Origin of the sequence: Neoroseomonas eburnea (assembly GCF_018129005.1) — a bacterium.
GTDB classification, from domain to species: Bacteria; Pseudomonadota; Alphaproteobacteria; order Acetobacterales; family Acetobacteraceae; genus Neoroseomonas; species Neoroseomonas eburnea.
In genome coordinates this window covers 1-19,999 of sequence record NZ_JAAEDL010000054.1, presented here as the reverse complement: position 1 = coordinate 19,999, position 19,999 = coordinate 1, and the positions used below count along the sequence as shown (strand labels likewise).

Here is a 19,999-nt window from a genome sequence, read left to right as displayed (position 1 = left end):
ACTGCCGCGGCGCAAAACCCATCGCCAACGCCCGTTCCAGCCCGCTCCCACACCTCCAACAAACGATCAGGCGCGTTTCGCAGAGATCTCCATCCACTTCCTCTGCATGGACTGGCGCCACATGACGGAGCTGCTCAAGGCCGGCAGCGCGGTCTACACCGAGCTCAAGAACCTCTGCGTCTGGAACAAGGACAGTGGGGGGATGGGCGCCTTCTACCGCTCGAAGCACGAGCTGGTCTTCGTCTTCAAGAAGGGCACCGCGCCGCACATCAACACCTTCGGCCTCGGCGAGAAGGGGCGGTACCGGACGAACGTGTGGGATTACCAGGGCGCGAACAGCTTCCGACGCGGACGCGCCGAGGAGCTCGCCATGCACCCCACCGTGAAGCCCGTTGCGCTGGTGATGGACGCGATCAAGGACTGCTCCCGCCGCGGCGGGATTGTCCTCGATGCATTCGGCGGCAGCGGCACAACCTTGATCGCCGCGCACAAGACCAGCCGGCGTGGTTACCTGATGGAGATCGACCCGCTCTACGTCGACGTCATCATCCGGCGCTGGCAAGCCCTCACCGGCGATCAGGCCCGGCATGCAGAGACCGGCGAGACGTTTGCCCAGTTCGAGCAGCGCGTCAGCACCGGGGCGGAGGGCGACCGTCATGAATAAGGGAGATTACGAGGTCGGCTATGGCCGACCGCCTAGGAGGACCCGCTTCAAAAAGGGGACGTCCGGCAATCCTGCCGGACGACCTCGCGGGCGGCGACCGGACGTGCTGATCGACCTGCACAAGGAACTCTCCAGCCGTGTGCAGATCACCGAGCAGGGGCGTCGCATCACGATCACCAAGGGCGAGCTCCTCGCCCGCGCGCTGGTCGCCGGTGCGATCAAGGGCGACGCCAAGGCCCGTCGCGACCTCCTCGACATGATCAACACGCTCGGCGGCAAGGAACCGCCCAGGCCGGACAACGACAACGTCGAGGACAATGTCGCCGAGGACGCGGACCTCCTCGCCGCCTATGTCCGCCGGAAGTCCGGGGGAGGCCGCCATGACTGACGCCCGCGCGCAGCGTGCCGCCCTCCGGAGCGATCTGCCCTTCTTCATTGGCAAGTGCTTCAAGACGCTAGAGTCGGGGCGACCGTTCCACGACAATTGGCATATCCATCACATCGGACACCAGCTGCAGCGCGTGGCCGATGGCGACCTGACCCGGCTCGCCATCACCATCCCGCCGCGGCACCTCAAGTCGATCTGCGTGACGGTCGCCTACACAGCCTGGGCGATGGGCCGGAACCCGGCCCTGAAGATCATGACCGTCTCCTACTCCGAGGAGCTTGCCCGGCAGCACGCGACCGCGTTCAGGACCATCGTAGAGAGCGCTTGGTATCGTGCTCTGTTCCCCGCCTTTCAGGTCGCGTCCGCGCGGACGACCGAGGTGCGGACCACCCAGCACGGCTTCCGCTTCGCCGGGTCGGTCGGCGGAGCGATCCTGGGCCGTGGCGCCGACCTCATCATCATCGACGACCCAATCAAGGCGCAGGCGGCGCTGTCCGCAGTCGAGCGGCGCAAGGTGAAGGAGTTCTACGACAACACCCTCTACACCCGGCTGAACGACAAGGGCCGCGGGGCGATCGTCATCGTCATGCAGCGCCTGCACCAGGACGATCTGGTCGGGCACGTCACGGCGAAGGAGGCCTGGGAGATCTCGGCGATCCCCGCCATCGCGGCCGACGACCAGGACTATCGCACTGGGCCGGCACCGCACGAGGTCTACCGGCGCCGCGCCGGCGAGGTCATCGATCCGCAGCGTGAGGACCGCGCCGTGCTCGATCAGGTCCGGCGCACCTTGGGCAGCATGAACTTCGCCGCCCAGTACCAGCAGGACCCGGTCCCGCCGGACGGCAACGCGATCCGGCGCGAGTGGCTGCGTTATTACGACATCGCCCCGTCGCAGCTCGATCTGGTTATGGCGAGCTGGGACACCGCCTCCACCTTGGGCGAGACCAGTGACTATTCGGTCGGCACCGTTTGGGGCCTGAAGGGCAGCGACATCTACCTGCTCGATGTCGTCCGCGGCCGGTTCGAGGTGCCGGACCTGCGGCGGCGAATCGAGGCCACGGCGGATGCCCATGGCGCGCACGCGACGTTGATCGAGGAGACCGACATCGGGCGGGCCATCCTGCAGGAGATGCGCCTGCACAGCCATGTCCGGCCCATCCTGTGGCAGGTGCAGTTCGACAAGGAGGCGCGGTTGCTGGGCCAGGCCCCGAAGTTCGAGGCCGGGCAGGTGCTGCTGCCGCGCGATGCGCCGTGGCTGGCCGAGTATGTCAGCGAGCTGCTGGCCTTCCCCAACGGGGCGCATGACGACCAGATGGACAGCACGTCGCAGGCCCTCGGGTGGCTGTCGCGAAGTATCGCCGCCGGCATCCCTCCGGTGAGGCCGAACCCGAAGCGTCCTGCGGGCGCCGCACGGCGGCGCCCAGATGGCGCTCCGCTTCGGCGGTAGGGGGGTGCTGGCCAGGCCCCTGCCAGCCCTGGCGCGCCCTCAAATCGAACGGTGGGGCATCGGGCGCGGCACCTGCACACACACCGCACCGCAAATGCCCTCCCCGTTGACGCGTCGCGGGGCGGCGGCGGGCCGGCGAAAAGCTTTGACCTGCACATGGTCTGATATCCTGCGCAGGGCCTCGGGCCGGACCATCGGCGCGGGCGCTGGCAGCGACTGGGACTTCCCCCGCCGGGGCGCCCACAGTGGCGCGGCCAACGCGATGATGACGGCGCGCCGTGCGATACGCATGCGGTCCTCCACCGAAGCTGTCTTCAGCCACCGAGTACGACGGCGGCGCCGCAATTTCGACCGAACTTGGATAGGTGACGTATCGGGTCGATCGCCCGGATTGCGAACAAAACAAGAAACTGAGAGGGTCGGCGGTGCCATGCCCCGATTCACCTCATGACCGCTGCCTACCTTGAACGGTTGAACCCAGACCAGCGCCGCGCGGTGGAGTACGGGGTCGGAACGGCCAGCCCCGGCCCCTTGTTGGTCGTCGCCGGTGCTGGTTCCGGCAAGACCAACACCATCGCTCATCGCGTGGCCCATCTGCTGGTGAATGGGGCCGACCCGGACCGCATCCTGCTGATGACGTTTTCCCGCCGGGCGGCGAGCGATCTCACGCGCCGCGCTGAAGCGATCTGCCGGCAGGCAATGGGTGAGCGCGCCGGCATCCTGGCCGCGGGCCTGCCCTGGGCTGGGACCTTCCACGCCATCGGTGTCCGGCTGCTGCACGACTATGCCGAGCAGATCGGGTTGCCGCCGGATTTCTCGATCCATGATCGCGAGGATTCCGCCGACCTGATGAACCTGGTTCGTGACGACCTTGGCTATTCACGGCTGGAGCGTCGCTTTCCGACCAAGGCAACATGCCTCGAGATCTATTCCCGCGTCGTCAACGGCAGTGCTGCCCTGGCCGATGTGTTGCAGGAGGCCTTCCCCTGGTGCGCATCATGGGAGAGTGAACTCCGCACGCTGTACGCCGCCTATGTGGATGCCAAGCAGGCGCAGGGCGTGCTCGATTTCGACGATCTGCTGCTGTACTGGGCACGGATGCAGGCCGAGCCTGGCCTGGCGGCTGGAATCAGTGCCCGCTTCGATCACGTGCTGGTGGATGAGTACCAGGATACCAATCGCCTGCAGGCCAGCATCCTGCTGACGATGAAGCCGGATGGGCGCGGCCTGACCGTGGTCGGCGACGATGCGCAGTCGATCTATGGCTTCCGCGCCGCCACGGTGCGCAACATCCTCGACTTCCCGGCCGCCTTCGATCCTCCGGCGGAGATCGTCACGCTCGATCGCAACTACCGGTCGACGAAGCCGATCCTCGATGCCGCGAACGCTGTGATCGGGTTGGCGAAGGAGAGATTCACCAAGAACCTCTGGACGGATCGCGCCGGAACGCAGCGGCCGGAGCTGGTGACCGTCCGCGACGACATGGAGCAGGCGCGGTTCGTCGCGACGCAAGTGCTCGAGAACAGGGAGGCGGGCGCGACGCTGAAGCAGCAGGCCGTGCTGTTCCGCACGGCGAGCCACAGCGCGGTGCTGGAGGTCGAGCTGACACGGCGGCGCATCCCGTTCGTGAAATTCGGCGGGCTGAAGTTCCTCGACAGCGCGCATGTGAAGGATGTGCTGGCGCTGTTGCGCTTCGCGCAGAATCCGCGCGACCTCGTGGCGGGCTTCCGCGTCATGCTGCTGGTGCCGGGCGCAGGGCCGGCGACGGCGCGGCGCGCCCTGGCGGCGATGAGCACGGCCGACGACCCGGTCGGCGCGCTGGCTGCCTTCCCCACGCCGCCACGCATCGGCGGGGAATGGCAGGGTTTCGTCGCGCTGCTGACGGCGCTCCGTGGGCGCGGGACGGCATGGCCGGCGGAGCTCGACATCCTGCGGCAGTGGTACGAGCCGATCCTGGAGCGGCAGCATGATGACGCATCGACGCGGCTTGCGGACCTGCTGCAGCTGCAGGGTATCGCCGCAGGCTATCCGTCGCGCGAGCGGTTCCTGACCGAACTGACCCTCGACCCGCCGGCTGCGACCAGCGACGAGTCGGGCGTTCCGTCGCTCGACAACGACTACCTGATCCTGTCGACCATTCATTCGGCGAAGGGACAGGAGTGGCGCTCGGTCTTCCTGCTGAACGCGGTCGATGGCTGCATGCCATCGGATCTTGGCACCGGCACGTCGGCGGATATCGAGGAAGAACGCCGACTGCTCTATGTCGCGATGACACGGGCGAAGGACAGCCTGCATCTGGTGCTGCCACAACGCTTCTACATGCATGCACAGCACGCCAAGGGCGACCGGCACGTCTATGCATCACGCACGCGCTTCATTCCGCGCGAAATCCTCGATCACTTCGACTATGTGAGCTGGCCGGGGAGCCGGAACGCCGCGCCTGCGGCCCGAACGGCTGCCGCACCGCGGATCGACCTGGCTGCCCAGATGCGCGGCATGTGGCGGTGAGGCGGGGTGGCGGCTACGGCTCTGCGAGACTGCGGAAGGTGATCGACCAACGCGGCTGGTCCATCTCGGCGATGCTGTGCTCCCACTCATGCCGGGCTACGCCGGCCAGGTGATAGGCCCCGCGGGGCTCGAGCGGCAGCTTTGCGCGCTCGAAGCCGGTGCCGCGCCGGCGGCGTAAGCGCATGACGGCAGCGGCGCCGAGCGACAGGCCAATGACATGGTCGAAGGCGGGGCGATCCTTGTGCCAGCCGATACCAGTTCCGGGGCCGTAGCGGATCAGCAGCGCCTGGACCAGCGCCTCGGCCGGCAGCCTCGCGAAGCAAGCGGCGCGGTCGCGGAACGGCAGCAGCCAGTCCGGCAAGGGCACGGCCTGTTTCATTCGGCCGGTGTCGAAATCGTAGGTCCAGCCATAGGAGGCGGTCAGCCGCTTGCCAGTCCAGCCCTGGAAGCGGAAGGGCGAAAGCTCCTCCGTGGCATCGATCGCCGCGATCAGGCTGGCTTCCTCCTCGGCCGTCACGAGGTCGCCGCTGGTGGACAGCCCGGGTAGCACGCGCGTGCCGAACAGATCCATCATGCGCCGGTTTCCGCGTCATCCGCGGCGGGTTCCCAGCCGAAGCCGCTGCGGCCGCCATAGTCGCGCGAACGCGCGCGCTCATCGTCGATCAGCGCGGCAACGGAAGGTCCGGTGGCCTGCCGCTCGAGACGCCGCGCCTGCTCGTCCAGCCGGGCGATCGCGGCGAGTTCCTCCGTATTGCCGAGCCTCGCCTTGCGGACGGCCGACTTCATGACCTGGATAGTGTGGTCATAGACCCGCGTCGGCACGGGGAAGGGATGGCGGTCCTTGCCACCATGCGCGAGCGAGAAGCGGGCGGGATCAGTGAAGCGGCAGGGGACGCCGTGCACCACCTCCGCCACCATCGCCAGCGCCCGCACCGTGCGTGCGCCGACGCCCGGCACCAGCAGCAGATCCGCGAAATCCGCCGGCCCGCGATCCGCCGCGGCCGCGAGAGCGCCATGCAGTCGGCGCTCGACCACATTCTCCGGCCGCACATCGTGATGCGTGGGCATAACGAGATGCGGCAGCAGCGACTGCCGTGCCGCCGGCCCCGTCTGGCCATCGATGCGTTGCAACTCGCGCAGGATGCCGTCCGGGCCGATGCCGTCGAGCAGACCAAGCTGCGCGTCGCGCGAGCCCGCCGCGCGACGGTCGGTGAGGTTAACGATGCGGCCCTGGCCTTGCCCCTCGATCGCCGCATGCGGCGCATCGACGAAGCTCGCCATGCCTTCGGAAAGCCAATGGTAGCGGCGGGCCTGCCCGCGCGCATCGCTCATGCCCTGCTGCACGACGACCCAGCGCCCGTCATCCGCGACGATGAAGGCATGCAGGTAGAGATCGAAGCCATCCTGCACCGCCGCGCTATCCACCTTGGCAACGAGGCGGCTCGCCTTGACCAGCGCCTCGCCATCCAGCCCCACGCGCTCGGCCACCGCGATTAGCTCGGCGGGCGTCGCACGGCTGTGGCGGCCGCGGCCGCCGCAGACATGCAGCCCGAGTTCCTTCGACAGCGGCGTCAGCCCGCGCTTCAGCGCGCCGATCACGCTGGTGGTGATGCCCGAGGAATGCCAGTCCATTCCCATCACGCAGCCGAAGGACTGGAACCAGAAGGGATGCGCCAGGCGCCGCAGCAGCTCGTCGCGCCCGTATTCGAGGATGATGGCCTCGACGATCACGGCGCCTAGGCGGGTCATGCGCTGGCCCAGCCACGCCGGCACGCGGCCGCCATGCAGCGGCATGTCGGCGCTGCCGGCGCGCTGCGCCATCAACCGGCCTCGGAGAACAGGGGGAGGTCGCCGGCGGCGTCGGCCATGAAGTTCGACACGGTCACGCCAACCAGCCTGACGCCCGTCCGGGGCGGAAAGACCGACCGCACCAGGTCGAGGCTGGCCTGCCGCAACGGCGCCTGCCCGGTGATGGCGGCGGCCAGGGTCCGGCTCCGCGTGACCTGTCGGAAATCCGCGAACTTGACTTTCACCGTGACGGTCCGGCCGAAAGCCTGGGTCTTCGCGCACCAGGCCCACACATCGTCGGCCATTCGAAGCACCCCGGCCTCGATCCCGGCGGCATCCACGAGATCGCGATCGAAGGTGGTCTCCGAGCCGGAGGATTTCCGGGTTCGGTCGGGATCGACGGGACGGTCGTCCTCGCCGCGGGCGATGGCGTGGTACCAGGTTGCGGCACTGCCGAAGTGCTTCTGGAGAAAGGCCATCGATTTTGCACGGAGGTCCGCGCCGGTCTCGATCCCGAGGGCCTGCATGCGTTTCGCCGTGACCGGACCGACGCCATGGAAGCGCGCGACCGGCAGCGTCTCCACCCACGTCGGCCCCATCTCGGGCGTGACGGCGAACTGGCCGTTGGGCTTGCGCTGGTCGGATGCAAGCTTCGCCAAGAACTTGTTGTAGGAGATGCCGGCGGAGGCGGTCAGGCCTGTCTCGTCGCGAATGCGGGCGCGGATCTCCTTCGCGGTGACCCAGGCGGTGGGCAGGCCGCGCATGTTCTCCGTGACGTCGAGATAGGCCTCGTCCAGCGACAGGGGCTGAATGAGGGGCGTGTACGCCGCGAAGATCGCATGGATCTGTCGCGACACGGCGCGATACACCTCGAAGCGCGGTGGAACGAAGACGAGCTCGGCGCATTTGCGCAAGGCCGTGACGGAGGGCATCGCCGAGCGGACGCCGAAGGCCCGCGCCTCATCGCTGGCGGCGGCCACGACGCCGCGGGCAGCGCCATGGCCGACCGCGACGGGGCGGCCGCGCAGCGATGGATCGTCGCGCTGTTCCACCGACGCGTAGAAGGCGTCCATGTCGATGTGGATGATCTTGCGGGGCGCCTGCGTCTCCATTCTCTGCAGAGTAGCGCGTTGGGAACATATAAGGAACAGACTGGACAGTCGCGGATCGCCGTTTCGGATACCACTACCACTCCGCCATCAAAGGTCTGTCGGCAGCTTTGCGCCCGAAGCAGCCATGAAAAGCGGGAGCGCGGCGCTCCAGAATCGGACGTCGCTGCAGTTTGGCTTCTCCGATTCAGCGACGAGCGGACCAGGAGCGGATACTCTCAGTTCATGGCGCGGAGCTTCAGCCAAGAATCCTGGATCGGAGCCGACATTGCGGGGTGAGACTCTGTCGCAAGCGAACCGACGACGTCGCGGACATGCGGTGCGATCCCTGGCCATGCGGTTGCCAACGCGACCATCAGACATCCGAAGCGGCCGAAGCCATCTGCCGTGCTGTTGGACCGGGAGCAGGCCGCGGCTGCCTCGACAAGGTTCAGCACCACATCCTCCTCTTGTGCCGGGAGCAATCGCCCGCCACGGTGCCCGGCCAGCTGTTCCGCATAGGAGGCCAGCTTCTCCTCGAAGGACGATCGCGCGGCATCATCTCCGGAAGCCTGGGCGATTTCCGCCGCGCACCTCAGGACGACCATCCCGATCTCCGAGTCGTTCTCAAGCAGTGCCCCAAAGTCCACGGCGGAGACAGCCTTCGCAGCTATGGCGCGGCGTTCCTCGTCTAGGTGCGGCCTTGCCACGATGCTGAGAACCAACCAGAGCCGGGCCTGTCCGGTCTGGGCCATGTTGAGGTCTCCAAGCGCCGAGCCGACCGAGATGCGAGCCGCTTCGGTCGTCACGCTGACCTCCTCCGGGAAGACCCAGGACGGTCGTGCACGGAACCACGTGCCGAGGTCGTCGCCCGCGCCTTCTCGGTCTGCATATATCCAGGGGACGGGCATCCGACGAGGCCCGGCTCCCGCCGAGAGGATGTCTCGCAGCCCATCAACGAGGCGCACGTCTGGCAGTGCGTCTTCTCGAAGCTGCTCGGTCCCGAGCGCGTAACCCAGTCCGTGGAATAGCAGCCCCTCCGAAGTCATGGACCCGGGTGCCGCCGCCGCGTCGTCGTAACCTCGGCGGAAGACAACCGCGCGTGCCGCCTCGCGCCGAGCTGGGCGGCCTGAGAAACGCCGCGCCGATTCCACCGGCTCCGATCCGGCTGCCAGGATTGCGCGCGTCACGTGATCCGCATGGATCCAGGATGCGACAATCGCCTCGTCGGCACTCAAGCCGCGTGACGTCGGACCATCGGGTTGCAGCTCCTCACCGAACTGCTTGAGTACGACGAGAAATAGGCGGGCGTGCGCGTCCCACAGCGCGGGCAGCGCGCGCAACGCCTCGGCGAAGGCGTCGCGATCGCCAATACCGGCGCCCCGCAGGTCTCGATGGATCCTCAGGCAGTGCAGGCGTTGCACCGGCGTTGCCGCCACGCCGCCGAGATCTGTTAGGAGACCCGCCCGCTCCGGCATCGGCAATGCCCGAACGGAGGCGAGTACCTCGTCAGGCAGGGGGATTGGGAGGGAGGCGAGCCGCCGAACGGCCTCCGCCGCGCCGAAGTCTCCGACTAGCCTGCTGGCGGCATCCGCGAACCGGCCGCCAACAGGCGTGCTGGAACCAGGCAGCAGTCCAACGTAGCGGAGGAGCGATCCCGGATCAGGCGGGCCGAACTCGCTCCAAGGAATGTTCGCACGCGACCGAAGCCGCTCCTGCAGGTCCCTCCGCCAGGCGTGAACGCTCGCCTGTCGCAGACGGACGGCCGCATCCATCCTCTCCGACATCTTCTTGGCCGCGACGAGTTGCTCCACAGCCGCCGCGGCGTCGGCGGGTACCATTCCGAGACCGTCCACGATGGTCCGCGCCGTCCTGAGCCTGACGGCGCGATCCCGCGACAGGAGCCCGAGCGCAGGGTCGTCGAGAACTCCCTCCAGAGCCCCCGACAACGCCAAGCCGGTGGCCCGCCCCCGTCGGATCCTCAGGCGAAGCGTGCCCCGGCCGTCGTTGGTCTTGACGGAGGCCCTTCCTCCGGCGAGCGCCGCCTCGGCGGCCTTCCAGAAGGGTGATGGCTCAAACCGGAGGCCCCCCACCACGATAGCCTCGCTCTGCCTGATCCCTGCCGCGCGGCACAGCGCGGGAAGCGCGAGCAGGTGGTCGTGGAACGGCTCCGGCACGTTCACGACGACTTCCCCGAGCAGCGCCTGTAGGGTCTTCCGTCCTTCCCGACCCAGCTTGCGGCCGCCTTCGCTCTCATCGCCAAGGCCGGTAAGCATTCTGGCCAGAATGCCCCCAACGTCTTTCGCGAATATATCGTCGGTCGTGATCCACGGTGGGACTGCGGAGCCGCCCAGCCACGTCATGTAGGCTCGCAACCTGCCCTTCCGGTCCGCTCCTTTCACCTGCAGGAGAATGTGCAGCCCGTTAGCGAGCAGCGCCGCGTAGCCGAGGGTGAGAAGCGCTCGCCAGCAGCCCGGTGCGGTGCCGGGCAGGCCGACATCGGGAAATTGGTCCACCCGGAGCGACGACCACACCCAGGACGATCGCACCTCGCGTTCCTCGACGGTGCCCTCCTCAGCCGTCCAGATCGCGAGCAGCGTGTCCTCGGCCAGACGCCGGAGGGCGAGGAGGAACGGCACCTCGCCGGGGCCAGTCCCGGCCAGCACGGGTCGGACATCGAGATCCGTCGCCGCCGCAAGCGCCTTCGCCACGTATCGGCGCAAGGTGGCGAGGGCGGTGGTCTCGACGACCTCACCGTCCAGGATCGGGGCGGCACGCAGATGATGCACGACCTCCTCGGCCGTGATCGGGACGAACAGCGCATTCGCCTCCCGGAGACGGAGGAGCGCCGTCCACCGCTCGGCCGGGGTGATCCACTGTGCCCCCGTGAGCGCCTCCAGCATCGCTGTGGTGTCGAACACGCGGTTCGCGCCACACAGACCATGGGCGGTGATGTGCCGGTCATCGATCCAGGTGACGCCGCCCTCTATTCCCGGCGCACGGAGGAGTTCGAGAAGGCAGCGCGTCGAGGGGCCGATCTCGTCGACCTCTTCTCGCTCAGTCGCTGGAAGAGTGCTGAACGTCCCGGCGACGAGGTTCCGTGCAACGCGCGCCCGCAGGGTGGCCACCCTGTTGGCGTGAGCCTCTCGCTCCTCCGCACGGGCGATGTCCGCACGCATGGCCTGAAGGGCGTCGTCGTCGAGAAGAAGACGGAACGTCCGCGCCGCGCTCGCCAGGATTCCCGCCGCCGCGAGCTCGACGGCCACGAAATCCGCCAAGAAGACCTCGTCGTGCCGGGCGGGCGCGCCGATCGCGGGCCTACCACCTGCGCGGCCAAGGCCCTCGAGCGCCGTACGGTGAACGTCCGGACCGATCGCTCCTCCTGCCAGCAGGGCGTCTGTCATGCCCCGAAGGTTCAGGCGCGCCATCCCGGCATGGGGAGCTGGGCCGGGTGGATCAGCGTGATCGCGATCAAAGTCGAGGAACCATCGCCCCATTCCCCGGTCGCCCCGCAGCCCCTCGTGCTCCTGCCCCGCCGGAGTAGTCTCAGGCCTGAAGATCCCGATCGTCGTCGCCCCGGCGAGATGCACCACCTCGCGCATCGCCGCGAGGCGCGCGGGTTGGTGCGGTCGCAACTTCTCCTCCATCTGGAGAAGGGCGGGGGGCAACGAGGGCGGAAGGAGGATGCGACCTGCCATCCGCTCAAGCAGATCCATCAAGCCGAGTTGATCGGCGATCAGCAGGGCGGTGACGTCCACGTGCACCGGCCCGTCCCCGACCTCGGGAGAAATGGCGTTCCTCGCCGACCGGATCCCGTGAAGCGTGAAGATCGGGTAGTCGCCCCGGCCCGCTCTTCCTCCGTCATCGAGCAGGTAGAGCCGCGCTAGGTTGATTCCGCCCCGGTCGGCGGCGAGGTGGGCGGGAACGTCGCCAGACCTGTGCATGCGGGAGAGGCGTTCGGCCGCCTCGTGCTGGTGACGCAGGAAGTCTCCCAGACCTTCGATGTCGAACTTCCACACGCCCGATCCCGGCTGGTCGCCCAACGCCATCAACCCGGCCAGCAGCGGCGCGGCTTGGCGCTCGAGGCCGAGGCGGAATGCGACCGAGATCGCCCCCGGCGCGAGTTCGGGCTCGATGGGGCCGGTGAGGGCATGCCGGAGCAGCGAGGACGCTACCGCTTGGTCCGCTGGTGAGATCGCCTGGGCCAGTTGGATGGCGTGCAACGGCGCGAGGCTGCCGGAACGTCTGGCCGCCTCGGCGAAGGGCACCGCGGCTCGGACATCACCCGCCCGCACGTGCGCCGCCACCGCCATGAGGTGGTCCTCCACCGTCGAGGACTCGGCGCTCGCCAGCAGCACCGCATTGCGGATCGCCCCCGCCTGATCGCCCACCCCCGCGAGGGCCTCCACCTCGAGGCGAGCGAGGTCGGACGGGAGCCGCCCCCCCGCGAAGACTTCCCGGTGAAGGCGGAGGATGTCGAGCGCGGTCGCGGGCTCGCCCCCGTGCACGGCCGCATAGACGACGACCCGGATCGGCTCGGGCGTCCCCAGGGCCAGCAGGGCACCCCTATGGCGGAGGATCGCAGACCACCGCGCTGAGGCAGCGAGCGCCTGCGCCAGGGGCAACAGTAGCGGGTCCGGACGCCCCGTTCGCGCCGCGAGTCGCCCCAACAGGGCCTCGGCCGCCGACCAGTCGCCCGAGTTCCTCGCCCCCTCCACCGTCCTCTCGAGATCGGTCGCGTCGGGCTCGTCGGACACCTCGTCGGCACCGGGCTGCGCGCGGCGGAACTTCGCCAGCCAGCCATCCCGGATCGCGAGCGCCTCGGGCGTGCGGAAGGCGGTCGAGGCCTCCAGGATGCCGATCGCCTCCCCGAACCTGCCGTCGGACGCCTCGAGTACGGTGAGGAGGAGGATCCCATCGGGGTCGGCATCCCCGCGCGCGATACGATCCTGGAGGGCATTTCGAAGGGCGTCCCGGTCCAGAGGCAGGCCCCGCGCCAGTCCCCAATGAGCCGCGGCGGCCCACGCGGGATCGGCGGCTAGCATTCTTGTGAGGTGTGCGGCGGCGTCGGCGGACCGGTCCCGCAAATTGCAGAGGCAGGCGAGGGCGAGCACCTCGGCCTCTCGGCGCTCTGAGGCGTCCAGCTCCTTCCGGCCCATCGCGTCGAGGATCTCGCGGGCGCAAAGAAGGTGTCCCCGCGAAGCCGCGTCCTCGCGCACGAGATCGAGGGGAACGGGGTTGGGCTGGATCGTGTGGTCCGGACCGAAGGCGGGGGAGAGCGCCGCGGCGTAGTGGGCGATGGCAGCGACCCGCATCGTCGCGGGCGACCCCGGCGCTGCCGCGTGGGCGGCGTCGGCGAAGCGCAGCGCCGCCTCCCTGCTATCCTCCATGAGCGACACGAACGCCCGCAACCGCAGCGTCTCCGCGTGGTCGGCCTCGACCGCCGGATGGTCGTCCAGGACCGCCCCCGCTGCCGCGACTTTTCCTTGGTCGAGGAGTAGCGCGACGCGGAGGTGCGCGCCGTCCTGGGACGTGGGATCGCCGAGCACCTCAAGGGCGGCGGACGCACCAGCGCGGCGGTAGGTCAGCACCGCCCGGAGCCGGGGCTCTGTCTGTGGCTCGAGAACGTCTGCCTCATCGGCGAGCGCCGAGGCAGCTGCGTCATCACCAGCGTGGAGGAGGATCGACGCCTGGAGCCGCAGCACGCGAGCCTTCGTCCCCGCCTCCAGGGCATCCCACTCCGTCCCGCCGCGGATTTCCTGGAGGGCAGCGGCCGTCGCGGAGACCTCCCCGGTCCGTAACCGGCCGAGCAGGTGATCGAGCCGGTGCCCGACCCCCTTCGAGATCAGCCCCCGCAGGTCGTCGAGGGCGGCCGCCGACGGGCCGGTCGGGACCGCGCCCGCCCCGGAGATCATGTTGAACGGCGCGGAGACGACGCCACAGACCCGCTCAAGGTGCTCCGGGCCGAGGTGCTGGACGACGATCCCGGGATGGGGTCTGAGCTTCTCCTGGATCTGGTGCGGGGCCCAGACCTCGTATTCCACCCCGATCGCCAGGAACCGCTCTCGTTCCTCCCGTACCTCCGCGTCACGTTGCGCCGAGTGGACGTTCGCCGCCACGACGAGGATGAAGCGGCGAACCTTCTGGTCCTTCCAGTGCCCGTCCCAGTGCTTCAGGAAGTCGTCCGACCACTCCTGCAACTCGCCCTTGTCCACGGCCGCGTAGCACTTGCACGACGCGACCTCGATGGATCCGTCCGGCCGACGTGCGAGGACATCGATGCCGTATTGAAGCTGGCGCTGTGTGCGATAGAGGGTAGCGCTGACGCCCCCCGGCTCCTTGTCCATGAGCGAGACCGTCATTGCCTCGAACCCGTCGGCGGACATCTCATGGTAGGGCACGGGGAGGTGCCGGTTTACGCGAGTCGAGGGCATCAGGTCGAATTATGCCGCCTTGGGAATGTATGCGGAACATGCGGCTCGGTGTTCGTGCGCGCGCCCAAACCCGTGTCGCAGGGGATACCTCCATCGGCAGCTGCCCCATGACAGGATTAGCCTATTCGCGCGCTCGCGTGGATCCACCATCCGATTAACGCCCACATCGGGGACGATCTGTTCCTGTGTCGGATCGGAATCTGACGCGAGTACGACCATGACCCGATCAGCCCTGGCGATTTGACGCCATGGTTTTCGCCGGTGTGGTTCAGCACCGACCCGAAGGTTTCCGACTACCGCTTGCGCGGGTGGCCCCAATAATGATCGGTCACTTTCACGGCAGCCTCTGCGCCAACTGCCTTCAATAGCGGACCTTCGCTATCGGCCAAATCCCACCGTGCGGCTCCGCGACCAACTCAGTCGTCAAAGTGGTCAACCCGGGCGTCCTGAATGCAGCCAGCCCTAGCTGCGGGCGGCCTGCTTCTCTTCGACAATCCTCACCATCTCCGCCTCCATGCTGGCCGCATCTTTCCCGAAGTGGGCCTCTCGGTGGTGTCCTGGGCAGAGCGCGATGACGTTGGTCATCCGATCATCGCCTTGGGCCGCCAGTGCGATGATATGGTGCGCTTCAAGGTAGCGGGTGCCGTCGGCCTTGAGGAAGCCCGGCTCCTTGCAGAACTCGCACAGGCCCCTGGCGCGTCGGATGACCGCCTCGCGGACCGCCGGATCCCGGACGTAGCGGCGGCCCGCCGCGAGGACCACGCGCGGCTCGTCGGTGCCGAGGTCGTTGATGCTGTCCAGCTGCGGCGGTGGCGGCTCCTCGCCCTTGAGTCTGGCTACCATCTCCTCCTGCGAGATGATGGTTCGGACATAGGCCCAGGCCTTCCTGTTACCCATCCCGACGAGACCGTCTAGGGCGCCACGCATCGCCTCTTCGTCGGCCTCTGAGAACTCGTGCGCCTTCGCCTCGGCGATCAGCAGGTCCCGCAGTTCGGGAAGCGCATCCTTCATCCAGGCATCCGGGTTGATCTCACCGTTCGCGCTGCGCACCGTCCAGAGCGCCATCAGCGGCCGCCGGGACAGGGTCGAGGCACAGTCCAGCAGGTCGCAGACCTGTGCCATGGCGCGGGCGTGCCGAACCGGGCGGCCCAGCGCGGTGGCCAGCCCCTGGTAGGTCAGCTTGCTGCCGGTCCTCGCCGCCCTAGAGATGATCGGCAGTGCCTGACGGGCTGCTTGGTGCTGCACGCCCGCAGGGAACCCTTCCAGATCGAGGTCTTCGGGTTCCGGCATCGCTAGACCATCCCGCGGCAGCGCGTACCGGACGAGGAGCGTGGCGCCAGCGCCGCTAGGTGGGCTGCGCCGGATCTCGTCCCCGACCCGCATCTCCTGCCGCATGACGCCGCAGCAGACGGGCATCTGGTGCCGTAATCCCGGGTAGCCGCCGAGCCTCTCGTGGAGGTCCTTCGACGGGACTTCGATCCACGGCTTGCCGACGTCCTGGGCGGCTTGCATGAGTTCTCTGAGGGCTGTGCGGAATTCTTCTGCCGTAGGCATCAGCCCCTCCCAGCCCCGTACACGGATCCTGTTCCCCTTCTTCCGGGCGCTCATCGCGGGCCGCACCAGCTCAACCGTCTTCACGCCGCAGCGGCAGTCTCGCAGCGCATCGCCGATGGCCCCGCGATCATGTTGGCCAGCCCGATAGTCGGCAAATTCCCCCGCTGCCAAACGGCGAAAGTCAGACTTCTTTAACTATTTCCTGAAAGCAAACGGCCACCCTCTGCCCGTCCTCTCCGCGCCCTAAGCAGAAATTGCCGCCGAGGCGAAAACGGAACGTTCAAGGATTGCAGACCAGGCGGAAGCGCACACCAGCCCGATCGAACACCGAGCGGACCGTTGCCAAGTAGTAGAGGAACTGCAGGTCCGAGAGCGACCGGTTTTGGAAGGCTTTCAGCGCGGCACCCTGGCCCAGCAGACCTGAACTGAGAACCACGATCTCGGTTGTGAAAAGCGAGTTGGACAGTGCGTCGCAAAGCCGCTGGTGAGCGGCGTCGATATTACCGCCCAGGTCCTTCCAAAGCCTTGGTCTCGTGAGGATGGTGTTGCCTGCGGCCTTCAACTCCACGGACCAGTCTTGATTCCAAGTGTCAGGCCTCGGAAAGGACTGTCGTGCCGACCCGGTCAGCGCCAGGCTGGTCAGGGCTTGGCGCGCCACCTCCTGCAACTTTCGGGCAGAGGCTGTCGGGTTCGCGACGTTGTCGGCCTTGGCATGGACAACGAAGACTCGCCTGCCTTTGGTGTCGATGCCATAGAAGTCGGCAGTCTCCGAGGTGCTGTCGTCGCAGATCAGGGTGTCGCAGGCGGCGATATCCGCGCCGATGGTTCCTACCGCTAGGCCTTGGGCGTTCTTCCAGGTATCGACGAGGCCAAACAAGGTCTTGACGCCCCATTCCTTAGCATCGGTCAGGCGAGTGTCGCCCTTTTCGCTTATGACCGGGACCATTGTCGGATCGCCCTCGAGGAGACTGAGCAGGTCCACGGCCAGGTCCGGGCGGTAGAAGTGGCCGTGGGAATAGATTGTCCCGCTCTGGCTAGTGATGATCTGGAAGGCCTGTTCGCCATTGATCATGCGGGTAATCGACGGCACGATCTTCTGGCCAAAGGTGTCGATTTCGTTCTCACCCGCCGCCTCATCATCGCCGCCCTCTACTTCGTCTATCGCCTCATCTTTTTTCGTCAGTTCCTTGTTTAAGGTCTCCGAGCTGAGGATGTACTTTCCGTAGGCCGGTATGGTTTTGCGGAAATTATAGGTGATGCCGATCTGGTGCCCATTGAAGGTGAAGCTGTACCGGTGGGTATTCGCGCCTTTGTCGTGGTCGTCCATGACCTCAAGGCAGGTGTCGGCCTCCAGCATGGCGTTCAGGGCGCTGCGGTTCCAGCCGACATCTCCCGGCGAGCCCGGCTCCGGCACCAAGTCGCGGACATCCAGTAGGATCGAGCGGGGGGCTGCCGCATCGACGTCAAGCGGCGAGACCTCCTTCGCGAACCGGTTGAAGTAGTGGTGCGGAATGACCTGCGCGTCGGTCATCACTCTGGCCAAGCGCTGCGCCCAAACTGCATAGTCATGCACGGAGACCAGTTGGTTGGCGGCGTCCGCCACGCTTGATTGCGAAAAGGACAGTCGCCGGCGGGCCACTCCCTGCCCATTCGGGGTGTAGCCCACGACGGAGGTCGGCGTCTGGCTGGCTTCGGCCAAGTCGAAATAGCCCGCGTCCAGCGCGTGACGGCGCACGCTGATAGACCGAAGGCCCAACTCGCTGAGGTCGAGGCCCCTCGCGGTCGTCTCGACGATCCGGACACGGTTGGGTTGATCGGCCGCCGCCTTAGCGAACAGCCGCCGCAGCTCAGTGACTTCAGGTGCCACCAAGCCCAGGCGGTTGTGGTCCAGGCAATTGCCCTCGGTGTCCAGCATCACGACGTACGCCCCTGCCCGCACCATGATGAGCACCCCCAGGCGCCACTCTGGGATTTGGTGCGCCCTTAGCAGAGGGGAGTTGCGCCAGACGAGATAGCGGACCATCCGCACATCGTTGAACGGGGCGCCGAGGCCGGTGGGCTGGACCGGTGCGATATCAAATCGGTCCTCCAACTGCATCGCCTCAGCCGCGGACTTCGCCACCGCGTCCATGAAGTCGTCGGAGATTGGCGCGGCGTCGTTCGGATCGGCGTTGACCAGTCGGGTGAAGATGCCGCGCTGGGGCAGCACAAAGGCCTCCATGGAGGGGATCTGCTCCAGCCAGTGCGCGCCGCGAAATTCGCCGGCGAGGTACTGCACCGCCGGCGACGAGCGCTTAAGCAGTGGCAGGAGCTGAGTCTCGGCGGTGAAGGCGATTTCCGGACGCTCAGCCGCATAGCGCTCGAACTCCAGGTAGGCGTCCCACCGGCGCTGAGTCAGTTCTGCAACGGTCGGGGCGCCGTCGATGGTCTTCAGGCGTTGGCTGCTGCCACGGACGATAGCAGTAGCGCCCGCCGCGTCAGTTACATCAGGCCTGCGGATCGCGCGGCCGATCTGCTGGATCAGCTGTCGCGCGCTGCCGAACCCGTCGTAGAGCCAGATTTCGATGAACGACGGGTCGTCGATGCCTTCCAGCAGCTTGTACTGGTGCAGCCATACTCGCGCGGCCTGCGCTCGGATATCCCCCGTGGCGTGATGGACCTCCGCGAACCGGAGCGGCTGGAGCTCAGCCAAGGCGAGGCCCTTCAGGTCGCCAGGCTCCTCCTTTTCCTTGCCCCTGATTCGGTCGTGGATAAGGACAGTGCGTTCGCCGGTCCGTTCGAAAAAGGCCCGCTGGATAGCTTTCAAATCCGCCAAGCTGCCAGCATGGACGATCGCCTTCTTGCCGGGTGGCAGGTTGGCTAGGTCGGGAGCGAGTTCATAGACGAACTGCGCTGCGCCATAGCGGCCGTTGGGGCCGAGCTTAACCGTCCCCGCCGCGCTCGGCGGCTGAACCACAACTTCCCGAATGAGCTCCTGGTCGACCGCCTCCGCCCACGACAGGTTGAAGACGAACCGGCCCGAGAGCTCGAAATATTTGTAGTCGTTGCGGTAAGGCGTCGCCGACAACACCACGGTCGGCTTGCCGAGGCTCCGCACTGCTTGGGCCCACGAATAGGCCGGCTCGTGGTGGCCCTCGTCAACGATCACAAGGTCCGCGCTGCGGATCAGCGCGCGGAACTCTTCGGTCGGGTCTCCGATGTCGTCAGGCTCCAGGTTGGCAAGGCTGGCCGCAGCGGCCTTTACCTCCCGGCCGTAAAGGTCGCGGTGGGCCGGCGGCTCGATCTGCAACAGGCGGTGCAGGGCGTTGAATGTCCCGACCCAGATCTGCTGGTCGCGCTCTCGCTCTTCCCAAATGGTTGCATACTGGTCGGCGCTGAGGATCCGGATGGGACTGCCACGCCCCTTCTGCCGTTTGGCGATCTCGTCCAGCTCGTGCTGTCCCAACCCCTCCTGCAGGCCGTCAGCCGTATAGGCTGCGCCGAGGTTGCGCCAGAACTTGGTGGACAGGTCCCGCGCCATCTGCCGGACCAGGGCCTTGCGCGGCGTCAGGACCAAGGTCTTGAAGGGACCGGGCTGCGCACAGGCGATGGCGGCGATGATGCCGGTCTTGCCGGTTCCGGTCGGCATCTTGATCAGGGCGGACTCACGCTGGGCATTCGCCGCCGATATTTGGCGGGCGGCGAGATAGGCCTGCACGAAGGCGACGGCCCGCCGTTGAGGCGCCCGCAAGCCCTGAACGGGCCGATAGTCCGCCGCCCCCTTCGTCCAAAAACTCCACTGGCCCAAAGCCGCGAGCCTCGCGCGATAGGCGGCGTCCACCGCCGCCTGCGCGGCGTCCGGAAGATCGAACACCAGGCGTCCTGCGGCCGGGGCGAGCAACTGGGTCAGATTGCGAAAGGGGATCGGCGGGCGCGCCATGGGTTGACCTCCGAAGCGATCACCCATCGCCACATCGCAGGGTTGAACTTACCACTCAACTATGACGCTTCCGCGATACGCTCAAGCTTCTCTGAGACTGCGGCTCACAGCGAGTTGGAGTGGGCCCCTGGAGGCGGACAGGTTCAGGCGGCTGATTTGACCGGCGGCCGGGCGTGTTGCTCCTCGAACTGCACGGGGCTGAGATA

Annotated in this window: 10 protein-coding genes; 4 read left to right on the top strand and 6 right to left on the bottom strand. The window is 67.3% G+C overall.

Annotation, left to right across the window (positions count from 1 at the left end):
* From GXW74_RS26715 to GXW74_RS26700, 4 genes are all read left to right on the top strand, one after another.
* Positions 1 to 664, top strand: a 664-nt coding sequence (locus GXW74_RS26715) for a DNA-methyltransferase (RefSeq protein ID WP_211849849.1), incomplete at its 5' end; no start/stop codon positions are given.
* On the top strand, positions 588 to 1,052 hold the full coding sequence (locus tag GXW74_RS26710; protein WP_338148347.1) for a DUF5681 domain-containing protein: 465 nt from the start codon (positions 588 to 590) through the stop codon (positions 1,050 to 1,052). The genes GXW74_RS26715 and GXW74_RS26710, both read left to right, overlap by 77 nt.
* The gene (gene terL / locus GXW74_RS26705; protein WP_211849845.1) at positions 1,045 to 2,502 is read left to right on the top strand and encodes a phage terminase large subunit; all 1,458 of its coding nucleotides are present in this window, start codon (positions 1,045 to 1,047) and stop codon (positions 2,500 to 2,502) included. Before GXW74_RS26710 ends, terL begins: the two co-directional genes overlap by 8 nt.
* Positions 2,503 to 2,949: 447 nt before the next feature.
* A complete protein-coding gene (locus GXW74_RS26700) occupies positions 2,950 to 5,010 on the top strand; it encodes an ATP-dependent helicase (RefSeq protein WP_211849843.1) in 2,061 nt (686 codons plus the stop codon).
* Positions 5,011 to 5,023: 13 nt separating this feature from the next.
* Here the strand turns inward: GXW74_RS26700 and GXW74_RS26695 are convergent, their stop codons facing one another.
* The 6 genes from GXW74_RS26695 to GXW74_RS26670 all read right to left on the bottom strand — a co-directional run bounded on the left by GXW74_RS26695 (position 5,024) and on the right by GXW74_RS26670 (position 19,793).
* A complete protein-coding gene (locus GXW74_RS26695) occupies positions 5,024 to 5,584 on the bottom strand; it encodes an alpha-ketoglutarate-dependent dioxygenase AlkB (RefSeq protein WP_211849841.1) in 561 nt (186 codons plus the stop codon).
* The gene (locus tag GXW74_RS26690) at positions 5,581 to 6,831 is read right to left on the bottom strand and encodes a DUF763 domain-containing protein (protein ID WP_211849840.1); all 1,251 of its coding nucleotides are present in this window, start codon (positions 6,829 to 6,831) and stop codon (positions 5,581 to 5,583) included. Before GXW74_RS26690 ends, GXW74_RS26695 begins: the two co-directional genes overlap by 4 nt.
* Positions 6,831 to 7,910, bottom strand: coding sequence for a DNA polymerase IV (gene dinB / locus GXW74_RS26685; protein WP_211849838.1), 1,080 nt, complete (start codon positions 7,908 to 7,910; stop codon positions 6,831 to 6,833). Before dinB ends, GXW74_RS26690 begins: the two co-directional genes overlap by 1 nt.
* A gap of 215 nt (positions 7,911 to 8,125) precedes the next feature.
* Positions 8,126 to 14,287, bottom strand: coding sequence for a hypothetical protein (locus GXW74_RS26680; protein WP_211849836.1), 6,162 nt, complete (start codon positions 14,285 to 14,287; stop codon positions 8,126 to 8,128).
* A gap of 495 nt (positions 14,288 to 14,782) precedes the next feature.
* Complete coding sequence (locus tag GXW74_RS26675) at positions 14,783 to 15,874, bottom strand: HNH endonuclease (RefSeq protein WP_211849834.1); 1,092 nt, start codon at positions 15,872 to 15,874, stop codon at positions 14,783 to 14,785.
* Positions 15,875 to 16,154: 280 nt separating this feature from the next.
* A complete protein-coding gene (locus tag GXW74_RS26670) occupies positions 16,155 to 19,793 on the bottom strand; it encodes a DEAD/DEAH box helicase (protein WP_211849832.1) in 3,639 nt (1,212 codons plus the stop codon).
* Positions 19,794 to 19,999 lie beyond the last annotated feature (206 nt).